Origin of the sequence: Streptomyces alanosinicus (assembly GCF_014650595.1) — a bacterium.
Lineage (GTDB): Bacteria > Actinomycetota > Actinomycetes > Streptomycetales > Streptomycetaceae > Streptomyces > Streptomyces alanosinicus.
In genome coordinates, this window is record NZ_BMVG01000021.1 from 44,415 (window position 1) to 70,809 (window position 26,395).

Sequence of the window (26,395 nt, forward strand, 5' to 3'; positions counted from 1 at the left end):
CCCGTCTCGGCTTTCGGTCCAGCGCGGACCTGACAAGCGGCAGGCGCGTCGGCCGTGACCGGCGGAGCCTACTGCGCGAGATGCCGCTCCACCGTCTCGACCTTCGACGTCAGCCCGTCGGTCACGCTGGGGCGGATGTCGGCCTTGAGGACGAGGGAGACCCGCGGCGCCCGCTCCTCCACCGCGGCGACGGCACGCCTGACGGCGTCCATGACCTCGTCCCACTCACCCTCGACGGACGTGAACATCGCGTCGGTCCGGTTGGGCAGGCCCGACTCGCGCACCACGCGGACGGCGTCGGCGACGTACTCCCCCACGTCCTCGCCGACGCCGAGCGGCGTCACGGAGAAGGCGACGATCATGCGTTGACGACTCCTTCCTTGCGGGCGCGGGCCGCGATGACCGCGTTCTCGGCCTCACGGCGCAGCTTGCGCTCCGCGAAGAAACCGCCGGTGGGCAGCACCGAGAGGACGAAGTAGAGGGCGGCGGTCTTCAGCGGCCACTTGGTGCGGTTCCAGGCATCCGCCCAGAAGATCACGTACAGGACGAACAGGACGCCATGGACCGCGCCCATGACGGGGACCGCGTTGAAGTCCGAGGTCCGCTTCAGCACCGAGCAGACGAGCAGGATCAGGAAGGACACGGCCTCCGGGGCCGAGACCAGGCGGAGGCGGCGGAGGGCGGTGGCGGTCTTGATGTCCACGGGTCACCTTAGGGGGAGTCTTATTTGTGAACCAACGCACAAGCGTTCACCCATTGTGGCAAACGACGCCCGTAGGGGTGCGCTCAGGGTCGGTATCCACCCGGGGGGCCTGTTCCGTGCACCCGTGGCACGGCTAACTTTCGCTGCGTGGCGATGTTCCGACTGCAAGGCAGCAAGGTGCTCGCCGTCGACATGACCGGTGATGCCGTGAAAGCGAAGAACGGCTCGATGGTCGCGTACGACGGGCAGATGAGCTTCAAGAAGCTCACCGGTGGGGGTGAAGGGCTGCGCGGGATGGTGACCCGGCGGCTCACCGGTGAGCAGATGACAGTGATGGAGGTGAAGGGCCACGGCACATGCTGGTTCGCCGACCGGGCATCGGAGATCAACCTGGTCGGCCTCCAGGGCGACAAGCTCTTCGTGGAGTCCAGCAATCTGCTCGCGACCGACGCGGGGCTGCGGACGGGCACCACGTTCACCGGGCTGCGCGGCGCCTCGCAGGGCAACGGACTGTTCACGACGACCGTCGAGGGACACGGACAGGCGGCGATCATGTCCGACGGGCCGGCGGTCGCGCTCCGGGTCAGCCCGCAGTACCCGCTGATCGTCGACCCGGGCGCCTACATCGCCCACCAGGGCAGTGTCCGCCAGACCTTCCAGTCCGGAGTGACGTACCGCACGTTCTTCGGCGAGGGCGGCGGCGAGGCCTTCCAGATCCGCTTCGAGGGCGACGGCCTGGTCTACGTCCAGCCGAGCGAGCGGAACACGATCGCGGGGGATCTGTAGACATGGCGTTCCGGGAGATCAACTCCAAGATGGTCGAGGCGACGGTGTTCCCCGGCCAGCTGCTGTACAGCCAGCGCGGGGCGATGCTCGCGTACAAGGGGGACGTGTCCTTCACGCCGAACATCCAGGGCGGCCAGGGCGGGCTGATGTCCATGCTCGGGCGCCGGGTGACCGGTGAGGCGACGCCGCTGATGACCGTCGAGGGCAGCGGCACGGTCTTCTTCGGGCACGGCGGCCACCACGTCCACGTCATCAACCTCACCGGCGACACCCTCTACGTCGAGGCCGACCGGCTGCTCGCCTTCGAGGGCACGCTGCGCCAGGGCACGATGTTCATGGGCTCGCAGGGCGGGGTGATGGGCATGGTCCGCGGGCAGGTCACCGGCCAGGGCCTGTTCACCACCACCCTCCAGGGGCAGGGCTCGGTCGCCGTGATGGCGCACGGCGGCGTCTTCGAGATCCCGATCACCCCCCAGCGCCCGGTCCACGTCGACCCCCAGGCGTACGTCGCCCATCACGGCGATGTCCGCAACAAACTCTCCGCCGCGCTCGGCTGGCGCGAGATGGTGGGACGCGGCTCCGGCGAGGCCTTCCAGCTGGAGCTGAGCGGCAGCGGCACGGTGTACGTCCAGGCATCGGAGGAGAAGCTGTGAGCACCTACGGAACTCCGGGCGGCGGACCGGGACCGGTCGTGTACGACCCGATGACCCTGCCCGTCGACGACAACGTCAACAAGTACACGTTCTGCGTCGAGCTCAAGAGCGGGCAGTGGTTCCTGCAGAAGGGGAAGATGATCGCCTACTACGGGGCGATCGAGTTCAACGGCATCGGGCACGGCCAACTCGACCGAATTGTCCGCACGGCATTCCATTCGCCACTGCACGCGAGCGACTGGGTCGTGGCGACGGGCTCGGGCCGGATGCTCCTCGCCGACCGGGCCTTCGACGTCAACTCCTACGACCTGGACGACGGGAACTTGACCATTCGCGCGGGCAACCTGCTCGCTTTTCAGCCAAGTCTCGCGCTCAAGCAGTCGATCGTGCCGGGTTTTCTGACCCTTATCGGAACCGGAAAGTTTGTGGCCGCATCTAACGGTCCGGTGGTGTTCATGGAACCTCCGATCCGGGTCGACCCGCAGGCGCTCGTCGGGTGGGCCGACTGCCCGTCGCCGTGCCATCACTACGACCATGGTTATCTGACGGGTGTACTGGGCGGTCTACGTGCGATGACGGGCCTCGGCGGGGCCTCCGGCGAGGAGCACCAGTTCGAGTTCGTGGGCGCCGGGACGGTCCTGCTGCAGTCCTCGGAGACCCTCATGGGCGAGACGGCGACGGGGGCCGTGCCGTCCGAACCGGGGGTGCCCGGAGGTGGCGGAGCGGCACCGGGTGGACACGGTCCGCAATCACCGGCAGGACCGCGCCTTCCCGGACAGCTGGGAGACCTCCAGCGTCGCTTCGGGCTGTGAGCGGTAGTCTGCGGAGTGTGACGTCGAACGCGTGCGCACTGTCACACCATCCAGAGTAGTTCGTCATTCAACTTCTTAGGTAGACTTCATTCATGGAGACCGAGACGGCCACGCACTGGCTGACCGATGCGGAACAGTGCGCCTGGCGCACCCACCTGGAGGTCAACAGGCTGTTGACGTACCAGCTGGAGAAGGATCTGCAGCCGTTCGGCCTGACTATGAACGACTACGAGATCCTCGTTAACTTGTCCGAGTCGGACGACGTACGCATGCGGATGAGTGATCTCGCCTCCGCGACCCTCCAGTCCAAGAGCCGGCTGTCGCACCAGATCACCCGGATGGAGAACGCGAATCTGGTGCGCCGCGAGAACTGCGAGTCCGACCGGCGGGGGCTGTTCGCCGTACTGACCGAGCACGGCATGGACACGATGAAGAAGGTGGCGCCACATCATGTCGCCTCCGTGCGACGGCACTTCATCGATCTGCTGTCGCCGGAGGCGCTGACGGAGCTGGACAAGGCCCTCAAGCCGATCGCCGAGCACCTCAGGGGACAGCGGGGCCGCCCCTAGGCTCGCAGCGGTCTGCGCTGCGGCTGCCGTCGGGGGCCACCCGACCGACGGCAGCCGCGATGCCCTAGCGGTGTGCGACTGTGCTCACGGCAGGCTCCGCCGTGTGGGTGCGACCGGCCGGTTCGGTCCGCCTGTCGCGGCGGCGGCACGACGCCACCGCGGGCAGCGCGGCCGCCGCGCCCGCCAACAGGAAGCACACCCCCAGCGGCATCCGCCCGATGAGCACCCCGGTCACCATCACGCCGGCCGAGCTCCCGGCGTTGACCCCCGTGTTCACCCAGGCCCCGGCCTGCGTGCCCGAGCCTTCGGCCGCCGTCTCCGCGGCCAGCAGATACGCCGTCGTCAGAGCGGGCGCGATGAACGCTCCGGCGCAGGCCATCGCCGCCGTGAGGGTCCATATGCCGGGAGCCAGGCCGGCCACCGCGATCACCAGCCCCAAGCCCACGGCGAACCCGGACAGCCGTACGCGGGCCGGCGCACGCCACCGCACCGCCCCGTTGACCAGTCCGCCCACCGCGCTGCCCGCCGAGAGCGCGCCCAGGACCCAGGGGACGAGGCCGGGGTCGTAGGAGTGCCGGGTGACGAAGGCCATCGCCAGCAGGTCCACCCCGCTGAGGGCCAGTCCGACGCCGACGGCCACGGCGACGGCGGGCATCAGGCCGGACAGTCCGCCGGGCTTCTGCCGCGACTGCGGGGGACGCGGGCCGGGCAGCGCCGGGGACGAGACGAAGACGCTCGTACCGCCGGTGACCAGCAGCGCGCTCAGCAGGATCCCGGACGCCGGCGGGGCGAAGCCCATCAGCGCGCCGACCAGGGCCGGGCCGGAGACATACAGCAGTTCCTCGGCAACACCGTCCAGGCTGTAGGCACGCTGCAGCAGACCGCGGTCGGCGACGAGTTCGGACCACAGGGCACGCATCGTCGGACCCAGTGGAGGCGCACAGGCGCCCGCGAGGGCAGCCGCGGCACCCATGGCCACCGGTGACGCCCCGGGGCGCCAGGTCAGGGCGGCCAGCAGGCAGAGCAGGGCGCCGTAGAGGCCCGCCATGGGCAGCAGGGCGCGGCGCGGGCCGTGGCGGTCGATCAGGGCGGCCCGGAACGGCATCAGGAAGACCGTCGCCGCGCCGAACAGCGCCATGATCGCACCGGAGACGGCGTAGGACCCGGTGGCCCGGGTGACGGACAGCAGCGCCGAGAGCGACACCGTGCCGTAGGACAGGCGGGCCGTCAGGGCGGAGGCGAAGGCGCGGCGCGCGTGCGGGACGCGCAGCACGGCGGCGTACGAGGGCCGCGCGGGGGCATGCGTGGACATGCTGATGTTCCTCTGCGGGAGGCGGGAGACAGGGACACCGAAGGTCCGCGAGGGCCTGGTCGGCGGCCCCGCGGTCCGGTGTGCGCTCTACGCCAAGGTGAGGAACATGTGTGTCAATCTAGCAGCCGGGCAGGCCGGTTGGGGGAACTCAGCTCTGCGTCAGGCCCGCCACCAGTTCGTCCGCCGCGCGGTAGGGGTCCAGTTCGCCCGCGACGATGCGTTCGGCGAGCGCGCCGAGGCGGCGGTCGCCGTGCAGGTCGCCGATGCGCTCGCGCAGCGAGGTCACGGCGATGGCCTCCGTCTCTCGGGCCGCGCGGGCCCTGCGGCGCTCGGCGAGCACACCGTGCTCTTCCATCCACGCGCGATGCTTCTCCAGGGCCTCCACGACCTCGTCGATGCCCTCGGCACGGGCCGCGACCGTCTTCACGATCGGCGGACGCCAGTCGCCGGGACCGCGGGACTCGCCGAGGCCCAGCATGTGGTTCAGCTCGCGGGCCGTGGCGTCGGCACCGTCCCGGTCGGCCTTGTTGACGACGTACACATCGCCGATCTCCAGGATGCCCGCCTTCGCCGCCTGGATGCCGTCGCCCATGCCCGGGGCGAGCAGCACCACGCTGGTGTCCGCCTGCGAGGCGATCTCGACCTCCGACTGGCCGACGCCGACCGTCTCGACCAGGATCACGTCGCAGCCGGCCGCGTCCAGGACGCGGATCGCCTGGGGCGCCGACCAGGCGAGGCCGCCGAGATGGCCGCGGGTGGCCATGGAGCGGATGTAGACACCGGGGTCGGAGGCGTGCTCGGACATCCGGACGCGGTCGCCGAGCAGGGCGCCGCCGGAGAACGGGGAGGACGGGTCGACGGCCAGGACGCCGACCCGCTTTCCCTGTTTGCGATAGGCACTCACCAGCGCCGAGGTCGATGTCGACTTGCCGACTCCCGGGGACCCGGTCAGGCCCACCACATACGCCTTGCCGGTCAGTGGCGCCAGCGCCGCCATGACCTCCCTGAGCTGCGGGGACGCCCCCTCCACCAGGGAGATCAGCCGGGCCACGGCGCGCGGCCGGCCGTCCCTGGCCCCGGCCACCAGAGAGGAGACGTCCTGCATCAAACAGCTCCGTTCACTTCAGCGACGAACCTTCAGCGACATACAGCGAGAACTCAGGCCTTGGATACAGCGGGAACTCAGGCCTTGGGGGGGGACTCAGGCCTTCGGCACGCGCACGATGAGCGCGTCGCCCTGGCCGCCGCCACCGCACAGCGCGGCCGCGCCGACCCCGCCGCCGCGGCGCTTGAGTTCGAGCGCCAGGTGGAGCACGAGACGCGCACCGGACATGCCGATCGGGTGACCCAGCGCGATGGCGCCGCCGTTGACGTTCACCTTTTCCGTGGACACGCCGAGGTCCTTCATTGACTGCACGGCGACCGCGGCGAAGGCCTCGTTGATCTCGATGAGGTCGAGGTCGGAGACCTCCAGGCCGTCCTTCTTCAGGGCGTGCAGTATGGCGTTGGACGGCTGGGACTGCAGCGAGTTGTCCGGGCCGGCCACATTGCCGTGCGCGCCGATCTCGGCGAGCCAGGTCAGGCCCAGCTCCTCGGCCTTGGCCTTGCTCATCACGACCACGGCGGCGGCGCCGTCGGAGATCTGCGAGGCCGACCCGGCGGTGATCGTGCCGTCCTTGGCGAAGGCCGGGCGCAGCTTGCCGAGAGACTCGGCGGTGGTGTCGCCGCGGATGCCCTCGTCCTTGCTGAACAGCACCGGGTCGCCCTTGCGCTGCGGGATCTCCACCGGGGTGATCTCGGCCTCGAACAGGCCGTTCTTCTGCGCGGCGGCGGCCCGCTGGTGCGACAGGGCGGCGATCTCGTCCTGCTCGGGGCGCCGGATCCCGAGGCGGGTGTTGTGCTTCTCCGTCGACTCGCCCATGGCGATGCCCTCGAAGGAGTCGGTCAGGCCGTCGTGGGCCATCGCGTCGAGCATCTCGATCGCGCCGTACTTGAAGCCCTCGCGGGACTTCGGCAGCAGGTGCGGGGCGTTGGTCATGGACTCCTGGCCGCCCGCCACGACGATGTCGAACTCACCGGCGCGGATCAGCTGGTCGGCCAGGGCGATGGCGTCGAGGCCGGAGAGACACACCTTGTTGACGGTGAGCGCCGGGACGTTCATCGGGATGCCGGCCTTGACCGCCGCCTGGCGGGCCGGGATCTGGCCGGCGCCGGCCTGGAGCACCTGGCCCATGATCACGTACTGCACCTGGTCGCCGCCGATCCCCGCACGGTCGAGGGCGGCCTTGATCGCGAAGCCGCCGAGGTCGGCGCCGGAGAAGGACTTGAGGGAGCCAAGAAGTCGTCCCATGGGCGTACGCGCACCCGCGACGATCACCGAGCTGGTCGTTCCAGAAGGCATGAGCTGCGATCCCCTTACCGGCCTGCACAGCCGAGGAGTGAACGAGGGTTTACTTCGAATGTACTGATGGCACTCCGTGCCGTCATCGGGCCGTCGGTGTGATCGCGCGCACGTTGCGTAACCATCCTCGGCGCGCTGCACTGAATCCATGCTGACGCGAATCGACCACATCGGGATCGCCTGCCACGACCTCGACGCGACCGTCGAGTTCTACAAGGAAACGTACGGCTTCGAGGTGTTCCACACCGAGGTCAACGAGGAGCAGGGCGTACGCGAGGCCATGCTCAAGATCAACGAGACCTCGGACGGCGGGGCCTCCTACCTCCAGCTGCTGGAGCCGACCCGCGAGGACTCCGCGGTCGGCAAGTGGCTGGCCAAGAACGGCGAGGGCGTGCATCACATCGCCTTCGGCACGGCGGATGTGGACGCCGACTCCGAGGCGATCCGGGGCAAGGGCGTACGCGTGCTCTACGACGAGCCGCGCCGGGGCTCCATGGGGTCGCGGATCACCTTCCTGCACCCCAAGGACTGCCATGGCGTCCTCACAGAACTGGTCACTTCGGCCCCGGTTGAGTCGCCCGAGCACTGACCCCCGTACATAAGGGCCGGTAGGGTTGGGGGCGGTCGTCCCTCACCACGGGGCGACCGCATGCCGGGGTCCGGGTTTCGGGGGACGAGCGTCGGGGCAGCAGCCCGTGCTCCGCCGTTGATCTGACACCATTTCCCCGGGGGCCCCGTTCGGCGGATGGACGGAGCTCGTTGGAGAAGCTGACCAGGGGACGGATGGGACCGCGCAGTGCGGGGCTACGAGAGCCAGGAGCGAGAGCCGGCGGCTGACGTCGACCACCTCTCTCGGTTCGAGGCCGAGATGAAGCGGCTGAGGACCGAGCGGGAGAAGGCGATCCAGCACGCCGAGGACCTCGGCTACCAGGTCGAGGTGCTGCGCGCCAAGCTGCACGAGGCGCGCCGCACCCTCATGACCCGGCCCGCCTTCGACGGCGGTGACATCGGCTATCAGGCCGAGCAGTTGCTCCGCAATGCCCAGATGCAGGCCGACCAGCTGCGCCAGGACGCCGAGCGGATGGCGACGGAGGCCCGTGCGCAGACGCAGCGGATCCTGCAGGAGCACGCCGAGCAGGCCGCCCGGCTCCAGGCCGAACTGCACCAGGAGGCGGTGACCCGGCGCCAGCAGCTCGACCAGGAGCTGGCCGAGCGCCGCGCCACCGTCGAGTCGCACGTCAACGAGAACGTGGCCTGGGCGGAGCAGCTGCGTGCCCGCACCGAGCAGCAGGCCCGCCGGCTCCTGGACGAGTCCCGCACCGAGGCCGACCAGGCGATGGCCACCGCCCGCGCGGAGGCCGAGCGGATCGCCCGGGAGGCCCGCGAGCGGCTGCAGAGCGACGCCGAGGCGGCCCGCGCGGAGGCCGAGCAGCTGCTGCGCCGCGCCCGCACGGACGCCGAGCGCCTGCTGAACGCGGCGTCCACCCAGGCCCAGGAGGCCACCGACCACGCCGAGCGGCTGCGCACCGACGCGGCCGGCGAGTCGGACACCGCCCGCCGCCGGGCCACCGAGCTGAGCCGGGCCGCCGAGGAGCGGATGGCCGCGGCCGAGGAGGCGCTGCGCAAGGCGCAGGCCGAGGCCGAGAAGGCGGTCACCGAAGCCGAGCAGGCCGCCGCCAAGACGCTCGCGAGCGCCGAGGCCGCCGGCGAGGCCCGCACACGCACGGCCAAGGAGCAGGTCGCCCGGCTGGTCGAGGAGGCCACCAAGGAGGCCGAGACCACCCGGTCCGACGCCGAGCAGCTGGTCGCGGACGCCCGCGCCGAGGCCGAGAAGATCGTCGCCGAGGCCGCCGAGAAGGCCCGTACGGTCACCGCCGAGGAGACCGCGTCCCAGCTGGGCAGGGCGGCGAAGACCGCCGAGGACGTCCTCAACAAGGCGTCCGAGGACGCCCAGCGGACCACCAAGGCCGCCACCGAGGAGGCCGAGCGGATCCGCACCGAGGCCGAGGCCGAGGCGGACCGGCTGCGCGCCGAGGCGCACGACATCGCCGAGCAGCTCAAGGGCGCGGCGAAGGACGACACCAAGGAGTACCGCGCCAAGACGGTCGAGCTGCAGGAGGAGGCCCGCCGGCTGCGCGGCGAGGCCGAGCAGCTGCGCGCCGACGCGGTCGCCGAGGGCGAGTCGATCCGCGCGGAGGCCCGCCGGGAGGCGGTCGGGCAGATCGAGGAGGCGGCCAGGTCCGCCGAGGAGCTGCTGGCCAAGGCCAGGGCGGACGCCGACGAACTGCGGCAGGGCGCGACCACCGACAGCGAGAAGGTCCGCACCGAGGCCATCGAGCGGGCCACGGCACTGCGCAGGCAGGCCGAGGAGACCCTGGACCGCGCCCGCAAGGAGGCCGAGCGGCTGCGCGCCGAGGCCGACGAGCAGGGCGAGACGGTCCGTACGGACGCCGAGAGTGCCGCCCGTGAGCTGCGCGAGGAGACCGAGCGCGCCGTCGAGGCCCGCCGCACCGAGGCCGCCGAGGAGCTGGCCCGGCTGCACGCCGAGGCGCAGGAGCGGCTGGCCTCGGCCGAGCAGGCGCTGACCGAAGGCCGCGAGGACGCCGCCCGGATCCGCCGCGAGGCCGGCGAGGAGAGCGAGCGGCTGCGCACGGAGTCGGCGGACCGGATCCGCACGCTCCAGGAGCAGGCCGAGGCCGAGGCCGAACGGCTGCGCACCGAGGCCGCGGCCGACGCGTCCGCCTCCCGCGCCGAGGGCGAGACCATCGCCGTACGACTGCGCTCCGAGGCCGCCGCCGAGGCCGAGCGGCTGAAGGCGGAGGCGCAGGAGACCGCCGACCGGGTGCGCGCGGAGGCCCAGGCCGCCGCCGAGCGGCTCGGCGCGGAGGCCTCCGAGACGCTGGCCGCCGCCCAGGAGGAGGCCGCCCGGCGCCGCCGCGAGGCCGAGGAGACGCTCGGTGCCGCGCGCGCCGAGGCCGACCAGGAGCGCGAGCGGGCCCGCGAGCAGAGCGAGGAGCTGCTGGCCTCCGCCCGCAAGCGGGTCGAGGAGGCGCAGGCCGAGGCGGTCCGGCTGGTGGAGGAGGCCGACCGGCGCGCCACCGAGATGGTCTCCGCCGCCGAGCTCCACGCCCAGCAGGTACGGGACTCCGTCGCCGGGCTGCACGAGCAGGCGCAGGAGGAGATCACCGGGCTGCGCTCGGCCGCCGAGCACGCGGCGGACCGTACGCGGCGGGAGGCCGAGGAGGAGGCGGACCGGGTCCGCGCCGACGCCTACGCCGAGCGGGAGCGGGCGAGCGAGGACGCCTCACGGATCAGGCGCGAGGTGACCGAGGAGACGGAGGCCGCCAAGGCGCTGGCCGAGCGTACGGTCGCGGAGGCGATCACGGAGGCCGAGCGGCTGCGCGCGGACACCTCCGAGTACGCCCAGCGGGTGCGCACGGAGGCCTCGGACGCACTCGCCGAGGCCGACCAGGCGGCGGCCCGTACCCGGGCGGACGCCCGCGAGGACGCCAACCGGATCCGTTCGGACGCGGCGACCCAGGCCGACACCCTCATCACCGAGGCCCGTAACGAAGCCGAGCGGCTGCAGACCGAGACGGTCGCCGAGGCCGAGCGGCTGCAGTCGGAGACCGCCGCCGAGGCCGAGCGTGTGCGCGCGGAGGCGCTGGCGGCCGCCGAGCGGCTCGTCGGTGAGGCCACCGGCGAGGCCGAGCGGCTGCGCGCGGAGGCCGCCGAGACCGTCGGCTCGGCGCAGGCGCACGCCGAGCGGGTGCGGGCGGAGGCCGAGCGGCTCAAGGCGGACGCGGAGGCGGCGGCCGAACGGCTCGTCAGCTCCGCGCGCGAGGAGTCCGAGCGGACCCTGGACGAGGCCCGCAAGGACGCCAACAAGCGGCGTTCGGAGGCGGCCGAGCAGGTCGACACGCTCATCACCGAGACCACGGCCGAGGCGGACAAGCTGCTCGGCGAGGCGCAGCAGCAGGCGCTGAAGACCACCGCGGACGCCGAGTCGCAGGCGGACACGATGGTGGGCGCGGCCCGCAGCGAGGCCGACCGGATCGTGTCCGAGTCGACGATCGAGGGCAACTCCCTGGTGGAGAAGGCGCGTACGGACGCCGACGAGCTGCTGGTCGGTGCCCGCCGGGACGCGACCGCGATCAGGGAGCGCGCGGAGGAGCTGCGCGAGCGCATCACCGCCGAGATCGAGGAACTGCACGAGCGGGCCCGTCGCGAGGCCGCCGAGACCATGAAGTCCACCGGCGACCGCTGTGACGCGCTCATCACGGCCGCCGAGGAGCAGCTGGAGAAGGCGGAGGCGAAGGCCAAGGAGCTGGTGTCGGACGCCAACTCCGAGGCGGGCAAGGTGCGTATCGCCGCCGTCAAGAAGGCGGAGGGGCTGCTCAAGGAGGCCGAGCAGAAGAAGGCCAGCCTGGTCAAGGAGGCCGAGGAGCTGAAGGCCGAGGCGATCCGCGAGGCCCGGCGCACGGTCGAGGAGGGCAAGCGCGAGCTGGAGATCCTGGTGCGCCGGCGCGAGGACATCAATGCCGAGATCTCCCGTGTCCAGGACGTCCTGGAGGCGTTGGAGTCCTTCGAGGCCCCGGCGTCCGGCAAGGACGGCGGAGTCAAGGCCGGTGCGACGGTGGGTGCCCCCCGTTCGGGTGGCAAGTCGTCAGAGAGCTAGCGTAAGAGGCACGTTCCGGTGTCTTCTGGGGGCTTTGCCCCAGTTCTTTTGGCAAGCTCTCTGACAGTCAGCCACCCGAAAGAAGTCTCATTCTCCAGATCAAACACGTATCCGCTCGATGACACACCGCTTCGGCCCCTAGGATTCCCCCTATCACCTCACCGGTCTCATTCGACAGGAACCCCATGAGCGACACTTCCCCCTACGGCTTCGAGCTTGTGCGGCGTGGGTACGACCGCGCTCAGGTGGACGAACGTATCTCCAAGCTCGTCTCCGACCGTGACAGCGCTCTCGCCCGCATCACCGCCCTGGAAAAGCGCATCGAGGAGCTGCACCTCGAAACGCAGAACGCCCAGGCCCAGGTCGCCGACGCCGAGCCGTCGTACGCGGGTCTCGGCGCGCGGGTCGAGAAGATCCTGCGCCTGGCCGAAGAAGAGGCCAAGGAGCTGCGTGAGGAGGCCCGGCGGGCGGCCGAACAGCACCGTGACCTCGCCGAGTCGGCGGCCCAGCAGGTCCGCAACGACGCCGAGTCGTACGCCGCGGAGCGCAAGGCCAAGGCCGAGGACGAGGGCGTCCGGATCGTCGAGAAGGCGAAGGCCGACGCCTCCGGGCTGCGTTCCGAGGCGCAGAAGGACGCGCAGTCCAAGCGCGAGGAGGCGGACGCCCTCTTCGAGGAGACCCGCGCCAAGGCCGCGCAGGCCGCCGCCGATTTCGAGACGAATCTGGCCAAGCGCCGCGAGCAGTCCGAGCGCGACCTGGCCTCGCGTCAGCAGAAGGCCGAGAAGCGGCTCGCGGAGATCGAGCACCGCGCCGAGCAGCTCCGCCTGGAGGCGGAGAAGCTGCGCACGGACGCCGAGCGCCGCGCCCGCCAGACGGTGGAGACGGCCCAGCGCCAGGCCGAGGACATCGTGGCCGACGCCAACGCCAAGGCGGACCGCATCCGTTCGGAATCCGAGCGCGAACTCGCCGCGCTGACCAACCGCCGCGACTCGATCAACGCCCAGCTGACGAACGTCCGCGAGATGCTGGCGACGCTGACCGGTGCGGCGGTCGCCGCCGCGGGCACGCCGGGCGACGACGAGCCCATCTCCCGGGGTGTCCCGGCGCAGCAGTCCCGGTAACCCAACGGGGTGCGGGGAACCGCGGGTCGGTTGTGGCTGGTCGCGCCCACGCGGCGAGCCGCATACCGATGCGGCCTCGCGCCCCTTCGGGGCGCTTCTGAGCCCCCTGCCTTCAAGTGGCAGGGGGCTTTTTCTCGTCTTAGCGTGGCCGCATGATCGAGCTGGCGGGGCTGACCAAGCGGTACGGCGACAAGGTGGCGGTCGACCGCCTCACCTTCGCCGTGCGCCCCGGCATCGTGACCGGCTTCCTCGGGCCCAACGGGGCCGGGAAGTCCACGACGATGCGGATGATCCTGGGTCTCGACCACCCCACCGCCGGCGACGTCCGGATCGACGGCAGGCACTACGCGCAACTGACGGACCCGCTGACGTACATCGGCGCGCTGCTGGACGCCAAGGCCGTGCACGGCGGGCGCAGCGCCTACAACCACCTGCTGTGTCTCGCGCAGAGCAACGGGATCCCGAAGCGCCGGGTGGCGGAGGTCCTGGACACCGTCGGGCTCACCGCGGTGGCGCGCAAGAAGGCCAAGGGGTTCTCGCTGGGCATGGGACAGCGGCTCGGGATCGCCGGGGCACTGCTCGGGGACCCACGGATCCTGATGTTCGACGAGCCGGTGAACGGGCTCGACCCGGAGGGCATCCACTGGATCCGGAACCTGATGAAATCGCTGGCCGCGCAGGGGCGGACGGTGTTCGTGTCCAGTCATCTGATGAGCGAGATGGCACTGACCGCCGACCACCTCGTGGTCATCGGGCAGGGCCGGCTGCTGGCGGACACCTCCATGCCCGACTTCATCCGGGAGAACTCGCGGTCGTATGTGCGGATCAGCTCCCCGCAGCGCGAGCGGCTGCTCGATGTGCTGCACGAGGCCGGGATCACCGTCGTGGAGGCGGGCGGCGGGGTGCTGGAGGTGGACGGCGGCAAGGCCGAGCAGATCGGCGAGCTGGCCGCGCGGCACGGGATCGTGCTGCATGAACTGAGCCCGCAGCAGGCCTCGCTGGAGGAGGCGTTCATGCAGCTGACGGCCGAGTCCGTGGAGTACCACGCGCATGCCGACCCCGGGGCCGCCGCGCGGGAGTGGGGCACCGGCTGGAAGGGGGCGTGAGCGATGACGGCCGTACAGATCATCCGGTCCGAATGGACCAAGATCCGGTCGGTGGCCTCCACGGTGTGGACGCTGTCGCTGGCCGTGGTCGTCACGGTCGCCCTCGGCATGCTGATCTCCGCGCTGTCACGGAATCAGTTCGACTCGATGCCGGTGCGGGACCGGCTGGCGTTCGATCCGACCTTCGTGTCCTTCGCGGGCATGAGCCTCGGGCAGCTCGCCATGATCGTGTTCGGGGTGCTGGTGGTCTCCAACGAGTACAGCACCGGCATGATCCGGGTCTCGCTGGCCGCCGTACCGCGCCGCGCCACCTTCCTGTTCAGCAAGATCGCGGTGGCCGCCGCGCTCGCGCTGGCGGTCGGCATGTGCATGAGCTTCGCCGCGTTCTTCCTCGGGCAGGCGATGCTCGGCCCCCACGCGGCGCGGATCGGCGATCCCGGTGTGCTGCGCGCGGTGCTCGGCGGGGGGCTGTACATGACGCTGATCGCGGTGTTCTCCATGGGCGTCGCTGCGATGCTGCGCTCACCGATGCTGTCGCTCGGCATCCTGATGCCGTTCTTCTTCCTGATCTCGAACATTCTCGGCAATGTCGACGCCACGAAGAAGATCGGCCGATTCCTGCCGGACCAGGCGGGCAGCCGGATCATGCGGGTGGTGCCGGGACTCGGTGACGACACCCCGTACGGGCCCTGGGGCGGGCTCGGGATCATGGTGCTGTGGGTGATCGCCGCGCTCGCCGGCGGGTACCTCCTGCTCCGGCGCAGGGACGCGCAGTAGGGGCGGGTGTCACGCACGGTAGTGTTCCGGCTTTACTTTCTTTTGGGCGGAACCGTCAGCGCCCCGATATCCTCCTAACCCTTACGGGGGCGTGCGCCCCGCTGTCCTGAACCTTTCGATGGGTGCGGAGCATGATCGAGGCTGTCGGCCTGACCAAGCGCTACGGCGACAAGACTGCCGTCTACAACCTTTCCTTCCAGGTGCGGCCCGGCGCCGTCACCGGCTTCCTCGGGCCGAACGGCTCGGGCAAGTCGACGACGATGCGCATGATCCTCGGGTTGGACAACCCGACGGCCGGGGCGGTGACGATCGGCGGCTACCCCTACCGCAAGCTCCCCAACGCCCCCCGCCAGGTCGGCGCGCTGCTCGACGCCAAGGCCGTGCACGGCGGCCGCAGCGCCCGCAACCACCTGCTGAGCCTCGCCCAACTCTCGGGCATCCCGGCCCGGCGGGTGGACGAGGTGCTGGGCGTGGTCGGCCTGCAGGAGGTGGCGAAGAAACGATCCAAGGGCTTCTCGCTCGGCATGGGCCAGCGCCTCGGCATCGCCGCAGCGCTGCTCGGCGACCCGCAGGTGCTGCTGTTCGACGAGCCGGTCAACGGCCTCGACCCCGAGGGCATCCTCTGGGTCCGCAACCTGATGAAGGCGCTCGCCGCCGAGGGCCGTACGGTCTTCGTCTCCTCGCACCTGATGAGCGAGATGGCGCTGACCGCCGACCACCTCATAGTGATCGGACGCGGCCAGCTGCTCGCCGACATGAGCGTGAGGGACTTCATTTCGGCCAACTCCGCCGACTTCGCGCGCGTGCGCACCCCCGACACCGAGCCGCAGCTGCGCGAGAAACTGGGCAGCGCGCTCGCCGAGGCGGGCGGCCATGTGCTGCCGGAGCAGGACGGCGCGCTGCGGGTGACCGGGCTGGCGCTGCCCCGGATCAGCGACGTCGCCCATGAGGCGGGCGTCCGGCTGTGGGAGCTGTCGCCGCACCAGGCCTCGCTGGAGGAGGCGTACATGCGGATGACGCAGGGCGCGGTGGACTACCGCTCCACGGCCGACCAGAAGGCGGGCCTGCAGCAGCCGCTGCCGCCCGGCGCCCAGCCGCCCATGCCGGTGCCCGGCCAGGGCCAGCCCGGCTGGTACGCCCCGCCGCCGCCCCAGCAGGGCGGGCAGCCGTTCGCGATGCCGGCCCCCGGTGCCGCGCCCGCCGGGCCGTACGACGGCGCCCAGGCGGGCGGCCACGGCGCTCCCGGCGGCCCGAGCGCCGGCGCGCCCAACCCGTACGCCCAGCCGGCCTCCCAGGCGCCCCAGGCCCCGCAGGGCCAGGCCCCGGCCCCGGCCGCCGCCGTGCCCCCGCCCGCGCCGCAGCAGGCGCCCGTCGCCGCCCCCGCCGACCTGACCAAGCCCGAGGACCCCCGATGAGCACCCAGCAGCCCCCGATGCCGCAGGCCCCCGCAGCGCCCGACTGGCAGGCGGCGCCCGGCGGCGCGTATCCCGGTTACACCTCGCCGATCCCGGTCGTGCGCACCCATCTCGGGCACGCGCTGGCCTCCGAGTGGACGAAGATAAAGTCGGTGCGGTCGACGATGTGGACCCTCGGCGTGTTCGTGGTCCTCGTCCTCGGTATCGGCATGATGGCCGCCGCGCTGGTCAAGGCCCACTCCGGGTCGGAGAGCCTGTCGGGCCAGACCCCGCTCCAGCTCGGCTTCTTCGGCCTGCTCCTCGGCAGCATGTGCATCATCACGCTCGGCGTGCTGACCACGGCCTCGGAGTACGGCACCGGCATGGTCCGTACGACGATGACCGCGTGCCCGAGCCGGCTCCGGGTGCTCACCGCCAAGGCGATCGTGTTCTTCGTCGTCGCCTTCGTCGTCGCCCTGGCCGCGTCCGGCTTCGTGGCCATGGTGCAGACGTCCATGCTCGACGGCGTCGGCGGGGCCAAGACCCCCTCCGGCGGCGACTGGCTCAAGGCGACCCTCGGGATCAGCCTCTACATCGCGCTGCTCGGGCTGTTCTCACTGCTCATCGGCTCGATCATCCGGCACTCCGCGGGCGCGATCACCATCATGATCGGCGCCGTGCTGGCCCCGCTGGTGATCGCGCTGTTCATGGCCACACAGTCGCTGAACAAGGTCCGCGAGTGGCTGCTGGAGTACTCCATCCCGAGCCAGATGAGCGTCTTCTACGACAACTCCCTGAGCAGCTCGGGGCCCACGGGCTGGGACCCGCTGTGGATCATGCTGGGGCTGGCGGCGGCCGCGTTCGCCGGTGCCTGCGCGCTCCTGCAGCAGCGGGACGTCTGAGAGTCCGGGACCGCTCAGAACCTCGGCGCGTTACGGGACCGCCGCACCCGCGTGGTGCGGCGGTCCTTCGCGTTCCAGCACGCCTTGTGCCAGTGCCGGCGGTCGTCGACCCCCGCGTGCTCGGGCCAGGCCACCACGTGCGGGACACCGGAGGGGATCATCTGGTCGCAGCCCGGACAGCGATACGTCTTGCCCTGCGCGCTCGCCCCGGCGACATGGCGCACGCTCCACTCCTCGCCCTGCCAGTCCTCGGTCGACTGCCAGCCGCCGTACCGGCCGGCATGGTCGTCCTCGGCGCTCTGGCCCGACGATCCGGCTGCCTTCGGTCGGTTGCGACGCGGGGACACGGGACACCTCTCGGGGCTATACAGGAAGCACTGCTCCATCCAGCCTACGCGCCGCCGAGCGGGGTACGCGTACGGAACCAACCGGCCCAAGTCCCCCTCCGGACCGGCCATTCTGCAGACAATCCGCAAATCCCTCCGCCAGGCCGTGTCCTGGGCACGTGTCAGACGGTTATGCGGGTGGGGGAGCTCCGGGTCGGAGCCGAGGAAGCAGGAATCAGGATGTACGTAGGAAGTTTTGTGCTGGGCGCCCAGTTCCCGGGCCAGGGCCCCGGGGAGGCCCTGCACCGGGCGGTCCGCTCGGCGGAGGTCACGGAGGAAGCCGGGCTGGACGCCGTATGGCTGGCCGAGCACCACTTCGTGCCGTACGGCGCATGCCCGTCCGCGGTCACCCTGGCCGCGTTACTGCTCGGCCGCACCCGCCGTATCCGGGTCGGCACGGCGGTCAGCGTGCTGCCCACCGCGCATCCGGTCGCGCTCGGCGAACAGGCCGCGCTGCTGCACCTGACGAGCGGCGGACGGTTCACGCTGGGCGTGGGCCGCGGCGGCCCCTGGGTGGACCTGGAGGTCTTCGGCACCGGCCTCGCGGCATACGAGCAGGGGTTCCCGGAGTCGCTCGATCTGCTGCTGCGCTGGCTGCGCGAGCCGGCCGTGGCGGCCGACGGCGAGCGGTTCTCCTTCCGTGAGGTGACGGTCGTACCCCGCCCGTCGGAGGCACTGACGGAGACCCCGGGGCCCGAGGTCGTCGTCGCCTGCACCTCCCCGGCGAGCGTACGGCTGGCCGCCGGGCGCGGGCTGCCGATGCTGCTCGGCATGCACGTCGGGGACGAGGAGAAGGCCGAGATGGTCGCCCTGTGGCGGCGCTGCGCCGAGGCGGCGGGCCGGCCGGCCGAGGAGATCGCGGGTGCCGCGCATGTCTCGGCCGGCGTGTGCCAGCTCGCGGACCGGCGCACGGACGCGGCGGAGACGCTGATGAAGGCGATGCCGGGCTGGCTGAAGCAGGGCCTGGAGGCACATGTGACGGTCGACGGCCGGGCGCGCACGATGCGCGACCCGCACGCCTACACCGAGCTGCTCTGCGGACTGCATCCGGTCGGCACCCCACGGCTCGCCGCCGACCGGCTCGCGGCCACCTCCGAGCGCACCGGCATCTCCCGCTTCGCCCTCCTCGTGGAGGGCTCGGGCGACCTCGCCGCGACGGAGGAGAACCTGCGGCGCCTCGGCGCCGAGGTGCTGCCCCAGCTGCGCTGAGCGCACCCACAACTCCCCTTCCGTCTCGGGGGCTTGCCGCCCCAGTGGTGCACGCACCTCCCCGCGGGTGGAGCGGCAAGCGAACGGCTCAGCGCCTGTGCCGTACCGGTTCTGCCCGTCAGCCGTACCGGTTCCGCCCGTCAGCAGTCCCGAAACTCCGGCGACTGGTTCAGCAACTGACTGCGGACCGAGGTGAAGCGGGCCAGTGTCGCGTCTGCCGAGGTGTCCGTCGGGAACACCGCCACCCGGTGGCAGTTCTGGAAGGCCAGCCGCACGCCGAAGTGCCGCTGCAGGGCGCCGCGGATGGCGTCACTCGCGAGCGCACGCAGCAGCTGGCCGCGTGCCTGCTCGTCCGGCGGGGGCGTCTGGTTGTCGGCGAACGCTCCGCCGTCGACCTTCAGCTGAGCCACCAGGGAGCTGATCATCTCCCATGCGTAGGGCAGGGAGGTCCGGACGCAGTCGACGAATTCTGCTTCGTCGACCTCGCCTCGCTCGGCCTGTTCGAGTAGGGCCGGTGAGACGTCGAGCGACATGGGTTCTCCTCTCGCACCCCCGAAGAGCAGGGGTTGCCGGACAGATAAGGGAGTTCGCGATATCGAACACGCTGCGTACATATGCGGCGACCTCCCGTTCCCTACGGTAGGCAACCGTCGGTGACCACACCAGCAGAATGCGTATATGGAACGGTCCCGTTACGGGCACAATCGGCCAGGGATGAACAAGAGTTTCCAGGGACAATTGGGGCGTTACCCGGGGAGCATGATGGGCGAATCGCGTGCACCGGCGCGCGTCGAGTAGCGTTGCCGACCATGCGTCTCGTCATTGCCCGGTGCTCGGTCGACTACGCCGGCCGGCTCACCGCCCACCTCCCCTCGGCGCCCCGCCTGATCCTGGTCAAGGCGGACGGCAGCGTCTCCATCCACGCCGACGACCGGGCCTACAAGCCCCTGAACTGGATGTCGCCGCCCTGCACGCTGAAGGAGGGGACCGGCGAGGACGAGGGCGTGTGGACCGTCATCAACAAGGCGGGCGAGAAACTGATCATCACGATGGAGGAGATCCTCCATGACTCCTCGCACGAACTCGGCGTGGACCCGGGTCTGATCAAGGACGGCGTGGAAGCCCATCTGCAGGAGCTGCTCGCCGACCGCATCGAGACGCTCGGCGAGGGGTACTCGCTCATCCGCCGCGAGTACATGACGGCCATCGGGCCGGTGGACATCCTGTGCCGCGACGCGGACGGCCGGACGGTCGCGGTCGAGATCAAGCGCCGGGGCGAGATCGACGGTGTGGAGCAACTCACCCGCTATCTGGAGCTGTTGAACCGCGACCCGCATCTGGCGCCCGTCCGAGGCGTGTTCGCCGCCCAGGAGATCAAGCCCCAGGCCCGCGTCCTCGCCACCGACCGCGGCATCAACTGCCAGATCCTCGACTACGACGCCCTGCGCGGCATCGAGGACGACAAGCTCCGCCTGTTCTAGTGCCCCGGCAGGCAACGTTTGCCCGTCAAGGAGCGGCGTCCGGTGCGTGCTCTGGGGGTCCCCCCGGCCGGAGGCTGGGGGAGTGTCGGCCGGAAGTCCTCGTACTGGGCGTACGTGGGCTTTCGGCCGGTGCGGCGAGAGGGCGTGCCGGGCGTCGCGACGGGGCGAACGTTGCCTGTTGGGGCACTAGCCAGGCACCCCGGCTGCCGGCACCGCCCGCCCCCTTTCCCGCCGCGCCCCTTCTTCCGGCGCCGGCAGGAACTAGATCAGCGCGTCCGACGACTGCGATGCGCTCTGCGAGGTTCCCGGGCTCTGGGTGGTCGCTGAGCTTCGTGGGGTCGTCGGGCCGCTCGCCGAGTCCGTCGTGGTCGGGGTCGTACCCGTCTGGGTCGGAGTCGGGGTCGGGGTCGGCGGGGTCGGAGTGGGAGTGTTGCTCGGGGGCGGCGTCGGACTGCCCGTAGGGGGCGGTGTCTTCGTCGGCGAAGGGGAACCCGGCTTGGTCGTGTGGGACTTGGACGGCGTCGGGGACGTGTCTCCCCCTCCGCCCGTGCTCCGGGTGCCGCTCGGGTCGGCCGAGGGCGTCGCGGCCGGCTGCGACGGCGTCGGGTCGTCCGCGGTGCCGTAGGTGCCGTCGGGGCCCGGATTCGTCGGGCGGGTGTGGCTCGGGACCGAGCCGGCGCCCGCCGCCGGGTCCTGCTTCGGGTCGGCGCCGAGGTTGCCGTCGCCCGTGCCCTGGCTCGCCGACGGATTGACGTCGACCTTGCCGGCCGGGTTCTTGTCGGCGTTCTCGTTGGACGTCATGCCGAGCGTGACGACCGTACCCAGCACGGCGGCGAGCAGCGCCCCGGAACCGACCGCCACGAGGTTGCGGCGGGCCAGCCGCCGCAGGCCCTCGCCGCGCGAGGTGGCGGCCGGCAGCCGCCGCGTGACCAGCGGGTCGTCGAGCGGCACGAACGGCGGCGGCGAAGACTCCTCGTGCCGCGTCTCCGGCGGCTCCTCCCCCGCCGTCGCCGCGATGCCGGGCAGCTCGCCGGAGCGGTCGGCGACCAGCGCGAGGGCCCGTCGGCCGGCGACGATGCCCCGCTTGTCGGCGAGCGCGCCGCGCAGCCCGATGGACGCCTCCAGCTCGGCGCGGGCCCGGTCGAGCTGCCCCGCGCACACCGCGAGGACACCCAACTCATGGTGGAAGTAGACCTGTTCGTGCACCTCGCCGGAGAGCCGGGAGGCCTCCGCGCCCGAGCGCAGGGCCCGCTCCCAGGCGCCCCAGTCGAGCCCGGCGGCGAACGCGGGCGCGGCCGTGCGGGCGAGCCGTACCGCGCAGCTCGTCTCCCCTTCGGCGGACGGGGCCGTCCGGGGGACGACCGCGGTGAGCGCGGCCAGCACCGCGTCGGCCTCCGCGCCCACCCGCTCGGGGGTGACCGAGGGATGCCCGGCCCACCAGGCGTAGTGCTCGGCGGCGGTCAGCGCCGAGTCCGCGGCGTCGTCGCCGTACCCGGCGGCCTCCAGCTGGGTCCGCACGCCGGCCGCGAGGCGGTAGCGGGCGCCGGCCGGGGAGACCAGCCCGCAGGCCGTCAGCTCGCCGAGGGCGGCATCCGCGTGGGTGTCGCCGATCAGCGCCGGCAGATGCGCCTGGTGCGGGACCTCGCCGCCGAGGGCGACGGCGAAGCGCAGGGTGGCGCGGGCGGAGGCGCTGAGCCGGGAGGCGAGCAGCGGGGCGGGCGCGGCGGCCTCGCCGAGGGAGGGCAGCGGGACCTCCTGCGCCGGCTCCAGGGACGGCTCGGCCGGTTCCCGCAGTACGTCCTCGAAGACGCCGTACTCGTCGACGGCACCGGCACCGGCCCGCAGCTCGTCACGCTGCCGGAGCAGGGCGCCGGCCTGGATGAACCGCAGCGGCAGTCCCTCGGACTCGAACCACAGGTCGCCGGCCCAGTTGGCCTCATCCTCGGTGAGGACGCGGCCGACGGTCCGCTCCAGGATCTCCACGCCGGCGGCGCGGTCGAGGCCGCTGAGGAAGACCTCCTCGACGGCGGACTCGGCGGAGGGCGCGGGCACCTCGGGGGTGGCGCCGAGCAGGAAGGCGCACTCGGGGGTGGCGTCGAGCAGCTCGTCGAGGGCGGCGCCGCCGAACTCGATGTCGTCCAGGACGACGACCGCGCCGATCTCGCGGACGAGTGCGCGCAGTTCGTCCGGTTCGAGGCGGTGGCGCGGGGCGTCGTAGACGGTGTGGAAGAGGTCGTGCAGAACGTCGGCGGTGGTGCGATGGAGGCCGGAGAGCCGGACCACGCCGTCGGGGGCGAGGTCAAGGCAGTCCTCGGCGACGAGGTCCAGCAGGGCGGTGCGACCGGAGCCGCCGGGTCCGGTGAGCCGGACGGTGCGGCCGCGGGCCAGCAGCCGGACCAGCCGCTCGCGTTCGTCCTGGCGTTCCAGCAGGGGGAGCGCCGGCTGGGCGGGGCCGGGCGGGACGGGCGGCCGGGCGGCCCGCTCGGCCTCGGCGCGGTCGGCAGCGGTGCGCTTGCGGGGGCTGTGCGGTCGTTCGGCCGGCGGGCAGGGCTCTATCTCGCTGCCGTCGACGGGGTTGACGGTCAGCAGCAGATCCCCGCAGACGAGTTGCGCCGTCCGGGCGAGCGCGGGCGTGCTCTGACCGAAGTCGGAGGTGAGGGATTCCCGGGGCGTGCGGCGGCTGTGCGCCTGGCCGTGCTCCTCGGGTCCCGGGCTGATCGGGTCCATAGGTCCAAGCCCCCCAAAAGCGTCGTGTGCCTGTGATGCGGCCCCTCCCGGCCTTGTCGCACACCGCGCTGTCGCTTCTGGTCCGGGCCCGCTCGGTCGAGGGTTGCGAGGCGGCGGGCGACCGAACCCTAAACCTTCGCACAGTATCTCCGACAGGGCGGGGTGCCGTACGGCCCGAGACATCACAGTCCGGTGAGGATTGCCCCCGACGTGCGCTTCGGTGGCCGCGTCCGCATCTCCCCCGTCGCGCGTGTCCCCCTGCTCACCGCGCCCCGCTCACCGCGCGCCGGCGGCCCGGCCGGCCGGTCATGCCCGGGGCAGCGACTCCAGCCCGATGCCGCCTTCGATGGCGAGGATGCGATGCAGCCGGGTGGCCACCAGCAGGCGCTGCATCTGCGGGGGGACGCCGCGCAGCACCAGACGGCGACCGCAGCGGCCGGCCCGCCGATGGGCACCCATGATCACCCCGAGCCCGGTGGCGTCCCAGGAGTCCAGTTCGGACAGGTCGAGCACGAGGTCGCCGACTCCGTCGTCGACGGCCGAGTGCAGGGCCGTACGGGCGTCCGCCGCGCTGCGGACGTCGAGGCGGCCCCCGACGACCAGCTCGGCATGGTCGCCCCTGATGTGCATATGCGCTCCCCGTTGAATGCGGTTGGCGTACTCGGTGACGATGGTGACGATGCTGTGCACCGTCTGACTGCGTGAGTAGTGGTGCGGTTGCTGCTTGTAAGCGAACCGAGACCGAATTCACCCCGGGGGGTGATGTTCCCGGGGTGAATGTCCGGCGTGTGTGCGTACGGGAGGTGTGCGGAGTGGTGTGGGGGGTGGCGTGCGGGGTGGTGCTCAGTACTTGTAGAAGCCCTGCCCGCTCTTGCGGCCGATGTCACCGGCATCCACCATCCGGCGCATCAGCTCCGGCGGCGCGAACTTCTCGTCCTGGGACTCGGTGTAGATGTTGCCGGTCGCGTGCAGCAGGATGTCGACGCCGGTGAGGTCGGCGGTGGCGAGCGGGCCCATGGCGTGGCCGAAGCCGAGCTTGCAGGCGAGGTCGATGTCCTCGGCGGTCGCGACACCGGACTCGTAGAGCTTGGTCGCCTCGACCACGAGGGCGGAGATCAGCCGGGTGGTCACGAAGCCGGCCACGTCCCGGTTGACGACGATGCAGGTCTTGCCGACGGACTCGGCGAACTCCCGTGCGGTGGCGAGGGTTTCGTCACTCGTCTTGTAGCCGCGGACCAGCTCGACGAGCTGCATCATCGGCACCGGCGAGAAGAAGTGGACGCCGACGACCCGCTCGGGGTGCTCGGTGGCCGCCGCGATCTTGGTGATCGGGATGGCGGAGGTGTTCGAGGCGAGGACGGCGTCCGGGCGCACGATCTTGTCGAGCGCGCGGAAGATCTCGTGCTTCACTTCCAGCTTCTCGAAGACGGCCTCGACCACGATGTCCGCGTCGGCGGCGGCGTCCAGGTCGGTGGTCACGGCGATCCGGCCCAGGGCGGCGTCGGCGTCGCGCGCCTCCATCCTGCCCTTGCTCACGAATTTGTCGTACGAGGCCTTGATGCCGTCGGTGCCACGCTTGAGCGCCTCGTCGGTGACGTCACGCATGACGACGTCCCAGCCCGCCTGCGCGGCGACCTGAGCGATACCGGACCCCATGAGACCGGCCCCGATGACGGCGAGCTTGCCTGCCACTGACGACTCCCTTGAACGCACTCCAAGTCTGCTTCTCCGGCGGACCATAGCGCTCCGGAGCTGCCGTGTGACCGGTAAGTAACGCGCGTCACGTCTCAATTGACGGACATCACACCGGCAGGGGTCAGACGGCGGCCCGGACGGCGTAGTTCAGGACCGGTTCGCTCAACAGCTCCTCGATGTCGTCCAGGAGTACGAGCGCCTCTCGGGACACTTCGCGTGGTTCGCGGCCCTTGACCATCTCGCGGCCGATGACCGCCATGACCGTGCTGTGGATCCAGCCGATCTGACCGGCCATCAGATAGGGCAGTTCGTCCGCTTCGCCCGCGCCGGTCTCCTCGCGCAGCACCTGTTCCAGGTTGGCCTGGACCTCCTGGGCGAGGGCCCAGAGGCGGGAGCGCAGGGCGGGGGCCTCCTCGATGACCTTCATGAAGGCCGCGTAGCCGGAGAGCAGGCCGACCCGCGGGGAGACCGCCTCGACCTCCTCGCGCAGCTCGCGCAGGACGGCGACGGCGGCCGACTCGCCCTCGGGCCGGCCCCGCACCCAGCGGGCGAGGCGGTCGATCATGCCGGCGGAGCGGTCGAAGAAGAGGTCCTCCTTGGCCGGAAAGTAGTTGTAGACGGTGTTGACGGAGACGTTCGCCGCCTCGGCGATCTCCGCGACCGTCACCGCGTCGAAGCCGCGCTCGACGAACAGTCCCGTGGCGACATCCGAGATGTACTGCCGGGTCTGCCGCTTCTTCCGCTCCCTGAGCCCCTCTGCCATGTCCGCATCCTAGCTTCGCTGGGGCTGGTGAAAACTTGGTGGCATTGCAAAAATTGAGGGACTCTGTTTTTCTGGGGGCATGGCAGCAGTCATCAGCGCGGCGGGACTCGCCCGCACCTTCCAGACCAAGGCCGGGCCGGTGGAGGCCGTTCGCGGTATCGACCTCGCCGTCCGGGAGGGCGAGATCCTCGGCTTCCTCGGACCCAACGGCGCCGGCAAGACCACCACCCTGCGGATGCTCACCACCCTGCTGAGGCCGACCGGCGGCGCGGCCACCGTCGCCGGGCACGACCTGGCGGCGGACCCGGCCGGGGTGCGCGCCGTGAGCGGGTACGTCGCCCAGTCCGGCGGCGTCGATCCGCAGATCTCCGTGCGAGAGGAGCTGGTCACCCAGGGCCGGATGTACCGGCTGTCGAAGTCCGAGGCGGTCACGCGGGCGCAGGAGCTGGCGCGGGAGCTGGATCTCGGCGGCTTCCTCGACCGCAAGGCCGGCGCGCTCTCCGGCGGGCAGCGGCGCCGGCTGGACATCGCGATGGCGCTCACGCACCGGCCGAAGGTGCTGTTCCTGGACGAGCCGACGACCGGCCTCGACCCGGGCAGCCGCGCCGATCTGTGGGACCTGGTCCGCCGGCTGCGCGACGAGCACGGCACGACCGTCTTCCTGACCACCCACTACCTGGACGAGGCCGACGCCCTCGCCGACCGCCTGGCGATCGTGGACCGGGGCGAGGTCGCCGCCGAGGGCACGCCGCACGCGCTCAAGCTGCGGCACGGCGGCTCCCTCGACGCCACCCTCCAGGACACCTTCCTCGCCATCACCGGCCGCGGCCCCTCCCCCAGTCTCGAACAGACTCGACCGGGGGGACCCCCATCGGCCGACTCCACCCCCGTAGCCGTATAGGGACAGGGATCCACAGAAG

The 26,395-nt window shown here is 71.5% G+C and carries 25 protein-coding genes; 14 read left to right on the forward strand and 11 right to left on the reverse strand.

The window, feature by feature from the left end; genetic code table 11:
* Positions 1 to 68: 68 nt before the first annotated feature.
* Together IE277_RS31210 and IE277_RS31215 are read right to left on the reverse strand one after the other, a co-directional pair.
* Entirely contained in the window at positions 69 to 362 is a 294-nt protein-coding gene (locus tag IE277_RS31210) for an MTH1187 family thiamine-binding protein (RefSeq protein ID WP_189957059.1), read from the reverse strand.
* Entirely contained in the window at positions 359 to 703 is a 345-nt protein-coding gene (locus IE277_RS31215) for a DUF3817 domain-containing protein (RefSeq protein ID WP_189957060.1), read from the reverse strand. The genes IE277_RS31210 and IE277_RS31215 overlap by 4 nt, the downstream gene beginning before the upstream one ends.
* A gap of 153 nt (positions 704 to 856) precedes the next feature.
* Between IE277_RS31215 and IE277_RS31220 the strand changes: the two genes are divergently transcribed.
* The 4 genes from IE277_RS31220 to IE277_RS31235 all read left to right on the forward strand — a co-directional run bounded on the left by IE277_RS31220 (position 857) and on the right by IE277_RS31235 (position 3,523).
* Positions 857 to 1,489, forward strand: a complete 633-nt coding sequence (locus tag IE277_RS31220; protein ID WP_189957134.1) for an AIM24 family protein — start codon at positions 857 to 859, stop codon at positions 1,487 to 1,489.
* A 2-nt stretch (positions 1,490 to 1,491) separates the two neighbouring features.
* A complete protein-coding gene (locus IE277_RS31225; protein ID WP_189957061.1) occupies positions 1,492 to 2,142 on the forward strand; it encodes an AIM24 family protein in 651 nt (216 codons plus the stop codon).
* A complete protein-coding gene (locus IE277_RS31230) occupies positions 2,139 to 2,954 on the forward strand; it encodes an AIM24 family protein (RefSeq protein ID WP_189957062.1) in 816 nt (271 codons plus the stop codon). The genes IE277_RS31225 and IE277_RS31230 overlap by 4 nt, the downstream gene beginning before the upstream one ends.
* 92 nt (positions 2,955 to 3,046) lie before the next feature.
* The gene (locus tag IE277_RS31235; protein ID WP_189957063.1) at positions 3,047 to 3,523 is read left to right on the forward strand and encodes a MarR family winged helix-turn-helix transcriptional regulator; all 477 of its coding nucleotides are present in this window, start codon (positions 3,047 to 3,049) and stop codon (positions 3,521 to 3,523) included.
* A 64-nt stretch (positions 3,524 to 3,587) separates the two neighbouring features.
* Here IE277_RS31235 and IE277_RS31240 read toward each other — a convergent pair whose 3' ends face one another.
* From IE277_RS31240 to IE277_RS31250, 3 genes are all read right to left on the reverse strand, one after another.
* The gene (locus tag IE277_RS31240) at positions 3,588 to 4,835 is read right to left on the reverse strand and encodes an MFS transporter (protein ID WP_229882107.1); all 1,248 of its coding nucleotides are present in this window, start codon (positions 4,833 to 4,835) and stop codon (positions 3,588 to 3,590) included.
* Positions 4,836 to 4,983: 148 nt separating this feature from the next.
* Positions 4,984 to 5,940 carry a methylmalonyl Co-A mutase-associated GTPase MeaB gene (gene meaB / locus IE277_RS31245; RefSeq protein WP_189957064.1) on the reverse strand — a complete coding sequence of 319 codons (957 nt, stop codon included), beginning with the start codon at positions 5,938 to 5,940 and terminating at the stop codon, positions 4,984 to 4,986.
* A gap of 96 nt (positions 5,941 to 6,036) precedes the next feature.
* Complete coding sequence (locus tag IE277_RS31250; RefSeq protein ID WP_189957065.1) at positions 6,037 to 7,236, reverse strand: acetyl-CoA C-acetyltransferase; 1,200 nt, start codon at positions 7,234 to 7,236, stop codon at positions 6,037 to 6,039.
* Positions 7,237 to 7,384: 148 nt separating this feature from the next.
* On the opposite strand from IE277_RS31250, the gene mce reads away from it, so the two are divergent.
* The 7 genes from mce to IE277_RS31285 all read left to right on the forward strand — a co-directional run bounded on the left by mce (position 7,385) and on the right by IE277_RS31285 (position 17,214).
* A complete protein-coding gene (mce, locus tag IE277_RS31255; RefSeq protein ID WP_189957066.1) occupies positions 7,385 to 7,825 on the forward strand; it encodes a methylmalonyl-CoA epimerase in 441 nt (146 codons plus the stop codon).
* 207 nt (positions 7,826 to 8,032) lie between these two features.
* Positions 8,033 to 11,914 (forward strand): polarized growth protein Scy, encoded by a 3,882-nt coding sequence (scy, locus tag IE277_RS31260; RefSeq protein ID WP_189957067.1) that lies wholly within the window; start codon positions 8,033 to 8,035, stop codon positions 11,912 to 11,914.
* A gap of 185 nt (positions 11,915 to 12,099) precedes the next feature.
* Positions 12,100 to 13,035 carry a coiled-coil domain-containing protein gene (locus tag IE277_RS31265; protein ID WP_189957068.1) on the forward strand — a complete coding sequence of 312 codons (936 nt, stop codon included), beginning with the start codon at positions 12,100 to 12,102 and terminating at the stop codon, positions 13,033 to 13,035.
* Positions 13,036 to 13,187: 152 nt separating this feature from the next.
* A complete protein-coding gene (locus IE277_RS31270; RefSeq protein ID WP_189957069.1) occupies positions 13,188 to 14,141 on the forward strand; it encodes an ABC transporter ATP-binding protein in 954 nt (317 codons plus the stop codon).
* A gap of 3 nt (positions 14,142 to 14,144) precedes the next feature.
* Entirely contained in the window at positions 14,145 to 14,918 is a 774-nt protein-coding gene (locus tag IE277_RS31275; RefSeq protein ID WP_189957070.1) for an ABC transporter permease, read from the forward strand.
* A 131-nt stretch (positions 14,919 to 15,049) separates the two neighbouring features.
* Positions 15,050 to 16,333: an ABC transporter ATP-binding protein gene (locus IE277_RS31280; RefSeq protein ID WP_189957071.1), complete on the forward strand. Its 1,284-nt coding sequence runs from the start codon at positions 15,050 to 15,052 to the stop codon at positions 16,331 to 16,333.
* A complete protein-coding gene (locus IE277_RS31285) occupies positions 16,330 to 17,214 on the forward strand; it encodes an ABC transporter permease (RefSeq protein WP_189957072.1) in 885 nt (294 codons plus the stop codon). The genes IE277_RS31280 and IE277_RS31285 overlap by 4 nt, the downstream gene beginning before the upstream one ends.
* 14 nt (positions 17,215 to 17,228) lie before the next feature.
* Here the strand turns inward: IE277_RS31285 and IE277_RS31290 are convergent, their stop codons facing one another.
* Positions 17,229 to 17,561 carry an Rv1322 family protein gene (locus IE277_RS31290; protein ID WP_189957073.1) on the reverse strand — a complete coding sequence of 111 codons (333 nt, stop codon included), beginning with the start codon at positions 17,559 to 17,561 and terminating at the stop codon, positions 17,229 to 17,231.
* A gap of 219 nt (positions 17,562 to 17,780) precedes the next feature.
* On the opposite strand from IE277_RS31290, the gene IE277_RS31295 reads away from it, so the two are divergent.
* Positions 17,781 to 18,809 carry an LLM class flavin-dependent oxidoreductase gene (locus IE277_RS31295; protein WP_189957074.1) on the forward strand — a complete coding sequence of 343 codons (1,029 nt, stop codon included), beginning with the start codon at positions 17,781 to 17,783 and terminating at the stop codon, positions 18,807 to 18,809.
* A gap of 140 nt (positions 18,810 to 18,949) precedes the next feature.
* On the opposite strand, the gene IE277_RS31300 is transcribed toward IE277_RS31295, so the two are convergent.
* Positions 18,950 to 19,342, reverse strand: coding sequence for an SCO5389 family protein (locus IE277_RS31300; protein ID WP_189957075.1), 393 nt, complete (start codon positions 19,340 to 19,342; stop codon positions 18,950 to 18,952).
* A gap of 276 nt (positions 19,343 to 19,618) precedes the next feature.
* On the opposite strand from IE277_RS31300, the gene nucS reads away from it, so the two are divergent.
* Positions 19,619 to 20,290, forward strand: a complete 672-nt coding sequence (gene nucS, locus IE277_RS31305; protein WP_189957076.1) for an endonuclease NucS — start codon at positions 19,619 to 19,621, stop codon at positions 20,288 to 20,290.
* 261 nt (positions 20,291 to 20,551) lie between these two features.
* On the opposite strand, the gene IE277_RS31310 is transcribed toward nucS, so the two are convergent.
* The 4 genes from IE277_RS31310 to IE277_RS31325 form a co-directional block, all read right to left on the reverse strand.
* A complete protein-coding gene (locus IE277_RS31310) occupies positions 20,552 to 23,017 on the reverse strand; it encodes a P-loop NTPase family protein (RefSeq protein WP_189957077.1) in 2,466 nt (821 codons plus the stop codon).
* Positions 23,018 to 23,323: 306 nt separating this feature from the next.
* Positions 23,324 to 23,647 (reverse strand): STAS domain-containing protein, encoded by a 324-nt coding sequence (locus tag IE277_RS31315; RefSeq protein WP_189957135.1) that lies wholly within the window; start codon positions 23,645 to 23,647, stop codon positions 23,324 to 23,326.
* 213 nt (positions 23,648 to 23,860) lie between these two features.
* Positions 23,861 to 24,709: a 3-hydroxyacyl-CoA dehydrogenase family protein gene (locus IE277_RS31320; protein WP_189957078.1), complete on the reverse strand. Its 849-nt coding sequence runs from the start codon at positions 24,707 to 24,709 to the stop codon at positions 23,861 to 23,863.
* Between the two features lie 124 nt (positions 24,710 to 24,833).
* Entirely contained in the window at positions 24,834 to 25,475 is a 642-nt protein-coding gene (locus tag IE277_RS31325) for a TetR/AcrR family transcriptional regulator (protein WP_189957079.1), read from the reverse strand.
* Positions 25,476 to 25,554: 79 nt separating this feature from the next.
* Here IE277_RS31325 and IE277_RS31330 point away from each other — a divergent pair, with 79 nt between their 5' ends.
* The gene (locus IE277_RS31330; protein ID WP_189957080.1) at positions 25,555 to 26,376 is read left to right on the forward strand and encodes an ABC transporter ATP-binding protein; all 822 of its coding nucleotides are present in this window, start codon (positions 25,555 to 25,557) and stop codon (positions 26,374 to 26,376) included.
* Positions 26,377 to 26,395 lie beyond the last annotated feature (19 nt).

Excerpts from the sequence above, each read along its gene's own strand:
- mce (WP_189957066.1), top strand. The coding sequence starts at position 7,385 with ATGCTGACGCGAATCGACCACATCGGGATCGCCTGCCACGACCTCGAC.
- IE277_RS31325 (WP_189957079.1), bottom strand. The coding sequence starts at position 25,475 with ATGGCAGAGGGGCTCAGGGAGCGGAAGAAGCGGCAGACCCGGCAGTAC.
- IE277_RS31295 (WP_189957074.1), top strand. The coding sequence starts at position 17,781 with ATGTACGTAGGAAGTTTTGTGCTGGGCGCCCAGTTCCCGGGCCAGGGC.
- nucS (WP_189957076.1), top strand. The coding sequence starts at position 19,619 with ATGCGTCTCGTCATTGCCCGGTGCTCGGTCGACTACGCCGGCCGGCTC.
- IE277_RS31275 (WP_189957070.1), top strand. The coding sequence starts at position 14,145 with ATGACGGCCGTACAGATCATCCGGTCCGAATGGACCAAGATCCGGTCG.
- IE277_RS31235 (WP_189957063.1), top strand. The coding sequence starts at position 3,047 with ATGGAGACCGAGACGGCCACGCACTGGCTGACCGATGCGGAACAGTGC.
- IE277_RS31250 (WP_189957065.1), bottom strand. The coding sequence starts at position 7,236 with ATGCCTTCTGGAACGACCAGCTCGGTGATCGTCGCGGGTGCGCGTACG.
- IE277_RS31315 (WP_189957135.1), bottom strand. The coding sequence starts at position 23,647 with ATGCACATCAGGGGCGACCATGCCGAGCTGGTCGTCGGGGGCCGCCTC.
- IE277_RS31310 (WP_189957077.1), bottom strand. The coding sequence starts at position 23,017 with ATGGACCCGATCAGCCCGGGACCCGAGGAGCACGGCCAGGCGCACAGC.
- IE277_RS31270 (WP_189957069.1), top strand. The coding sequence starts at position 13,188 with ATGATCGAGCTGGCGGGGCTGACCAAGCGGTACGGCGACAAGGTGGCG.
- IE277_RS31330 (WP_189957080.1), top strand. The coding sequence starts at position 25,555 with ATGGCAGCAGTCATCAGCGCGGCGGGACTCGCCCGCACCTTCCAGACC.
- meaB (WP_189957064.1), bottom strand. The coding sequence starts at position 5,940 with ATGCAGGACGTCTCCTCTCTGGTGGCCGGGGCCAGGGACGGCCGGCCG.
- IE277_RS31300 (WP_189957075.1), bottom strand. The coding sequence starts at position 19,342 with ATGTCGCTCGACGTCTCACCGGCCCTACTCGAACAGGCCGAGCGAGGC.
- IE277_RS31265 (WP_189957068.1), top strand. The coding sequence starts at position 12,100 with ATGAGCGACACTTCCCCCTACGGCTTCGAGCTTGTGCGGCGTGGGTAC.
- IE277_RS31240 (WP_229882107.1), bottom strand. The coding sequence starts at position 4,835 with ATGTCCACGCATGCCCCCGCGCGGCCCTCGTACGCCGCCGTGCTGCGC.
- IE277_RS31220 (WP_189957134.1), top strand. The coding sequence starts at position 857 with ATGTTCCGACTGCAAGGCAGCAAGGTGCTCGCCGTCGACATGACCGGT.
- IE277_RS31210 (WP_189957059.1), bottom strand. The coding sequence starts at position 362 with ATGATCGTCGCCTTCTCCGTGACGCCGCTCGGCGTCGGCGAGGACGTG.
- IE277_RS31225 (WP_189957061.1), top strand. The coding sequence starts at position 1,492 with ATGGCGTTCCGGGAGATCAACTCCAAGATGGTCGAGGCGACGGTGTTC.
- IE277_RS31280 (WP_189957071.1), top strand. The coding sequence starts at position 15,050 with ATGATCGAGGCTGTCGGCCTGACCAAGCGCTACGGCGACAAGACTGCC.
- IE277_RS31285 (WP_189957072.1), top strand. The coding sequence starts at position 16,330 with ATGAGCACCCAGCAGCCCCCGATGCCGCAGGCCCCCGCAGCGCCCGAC.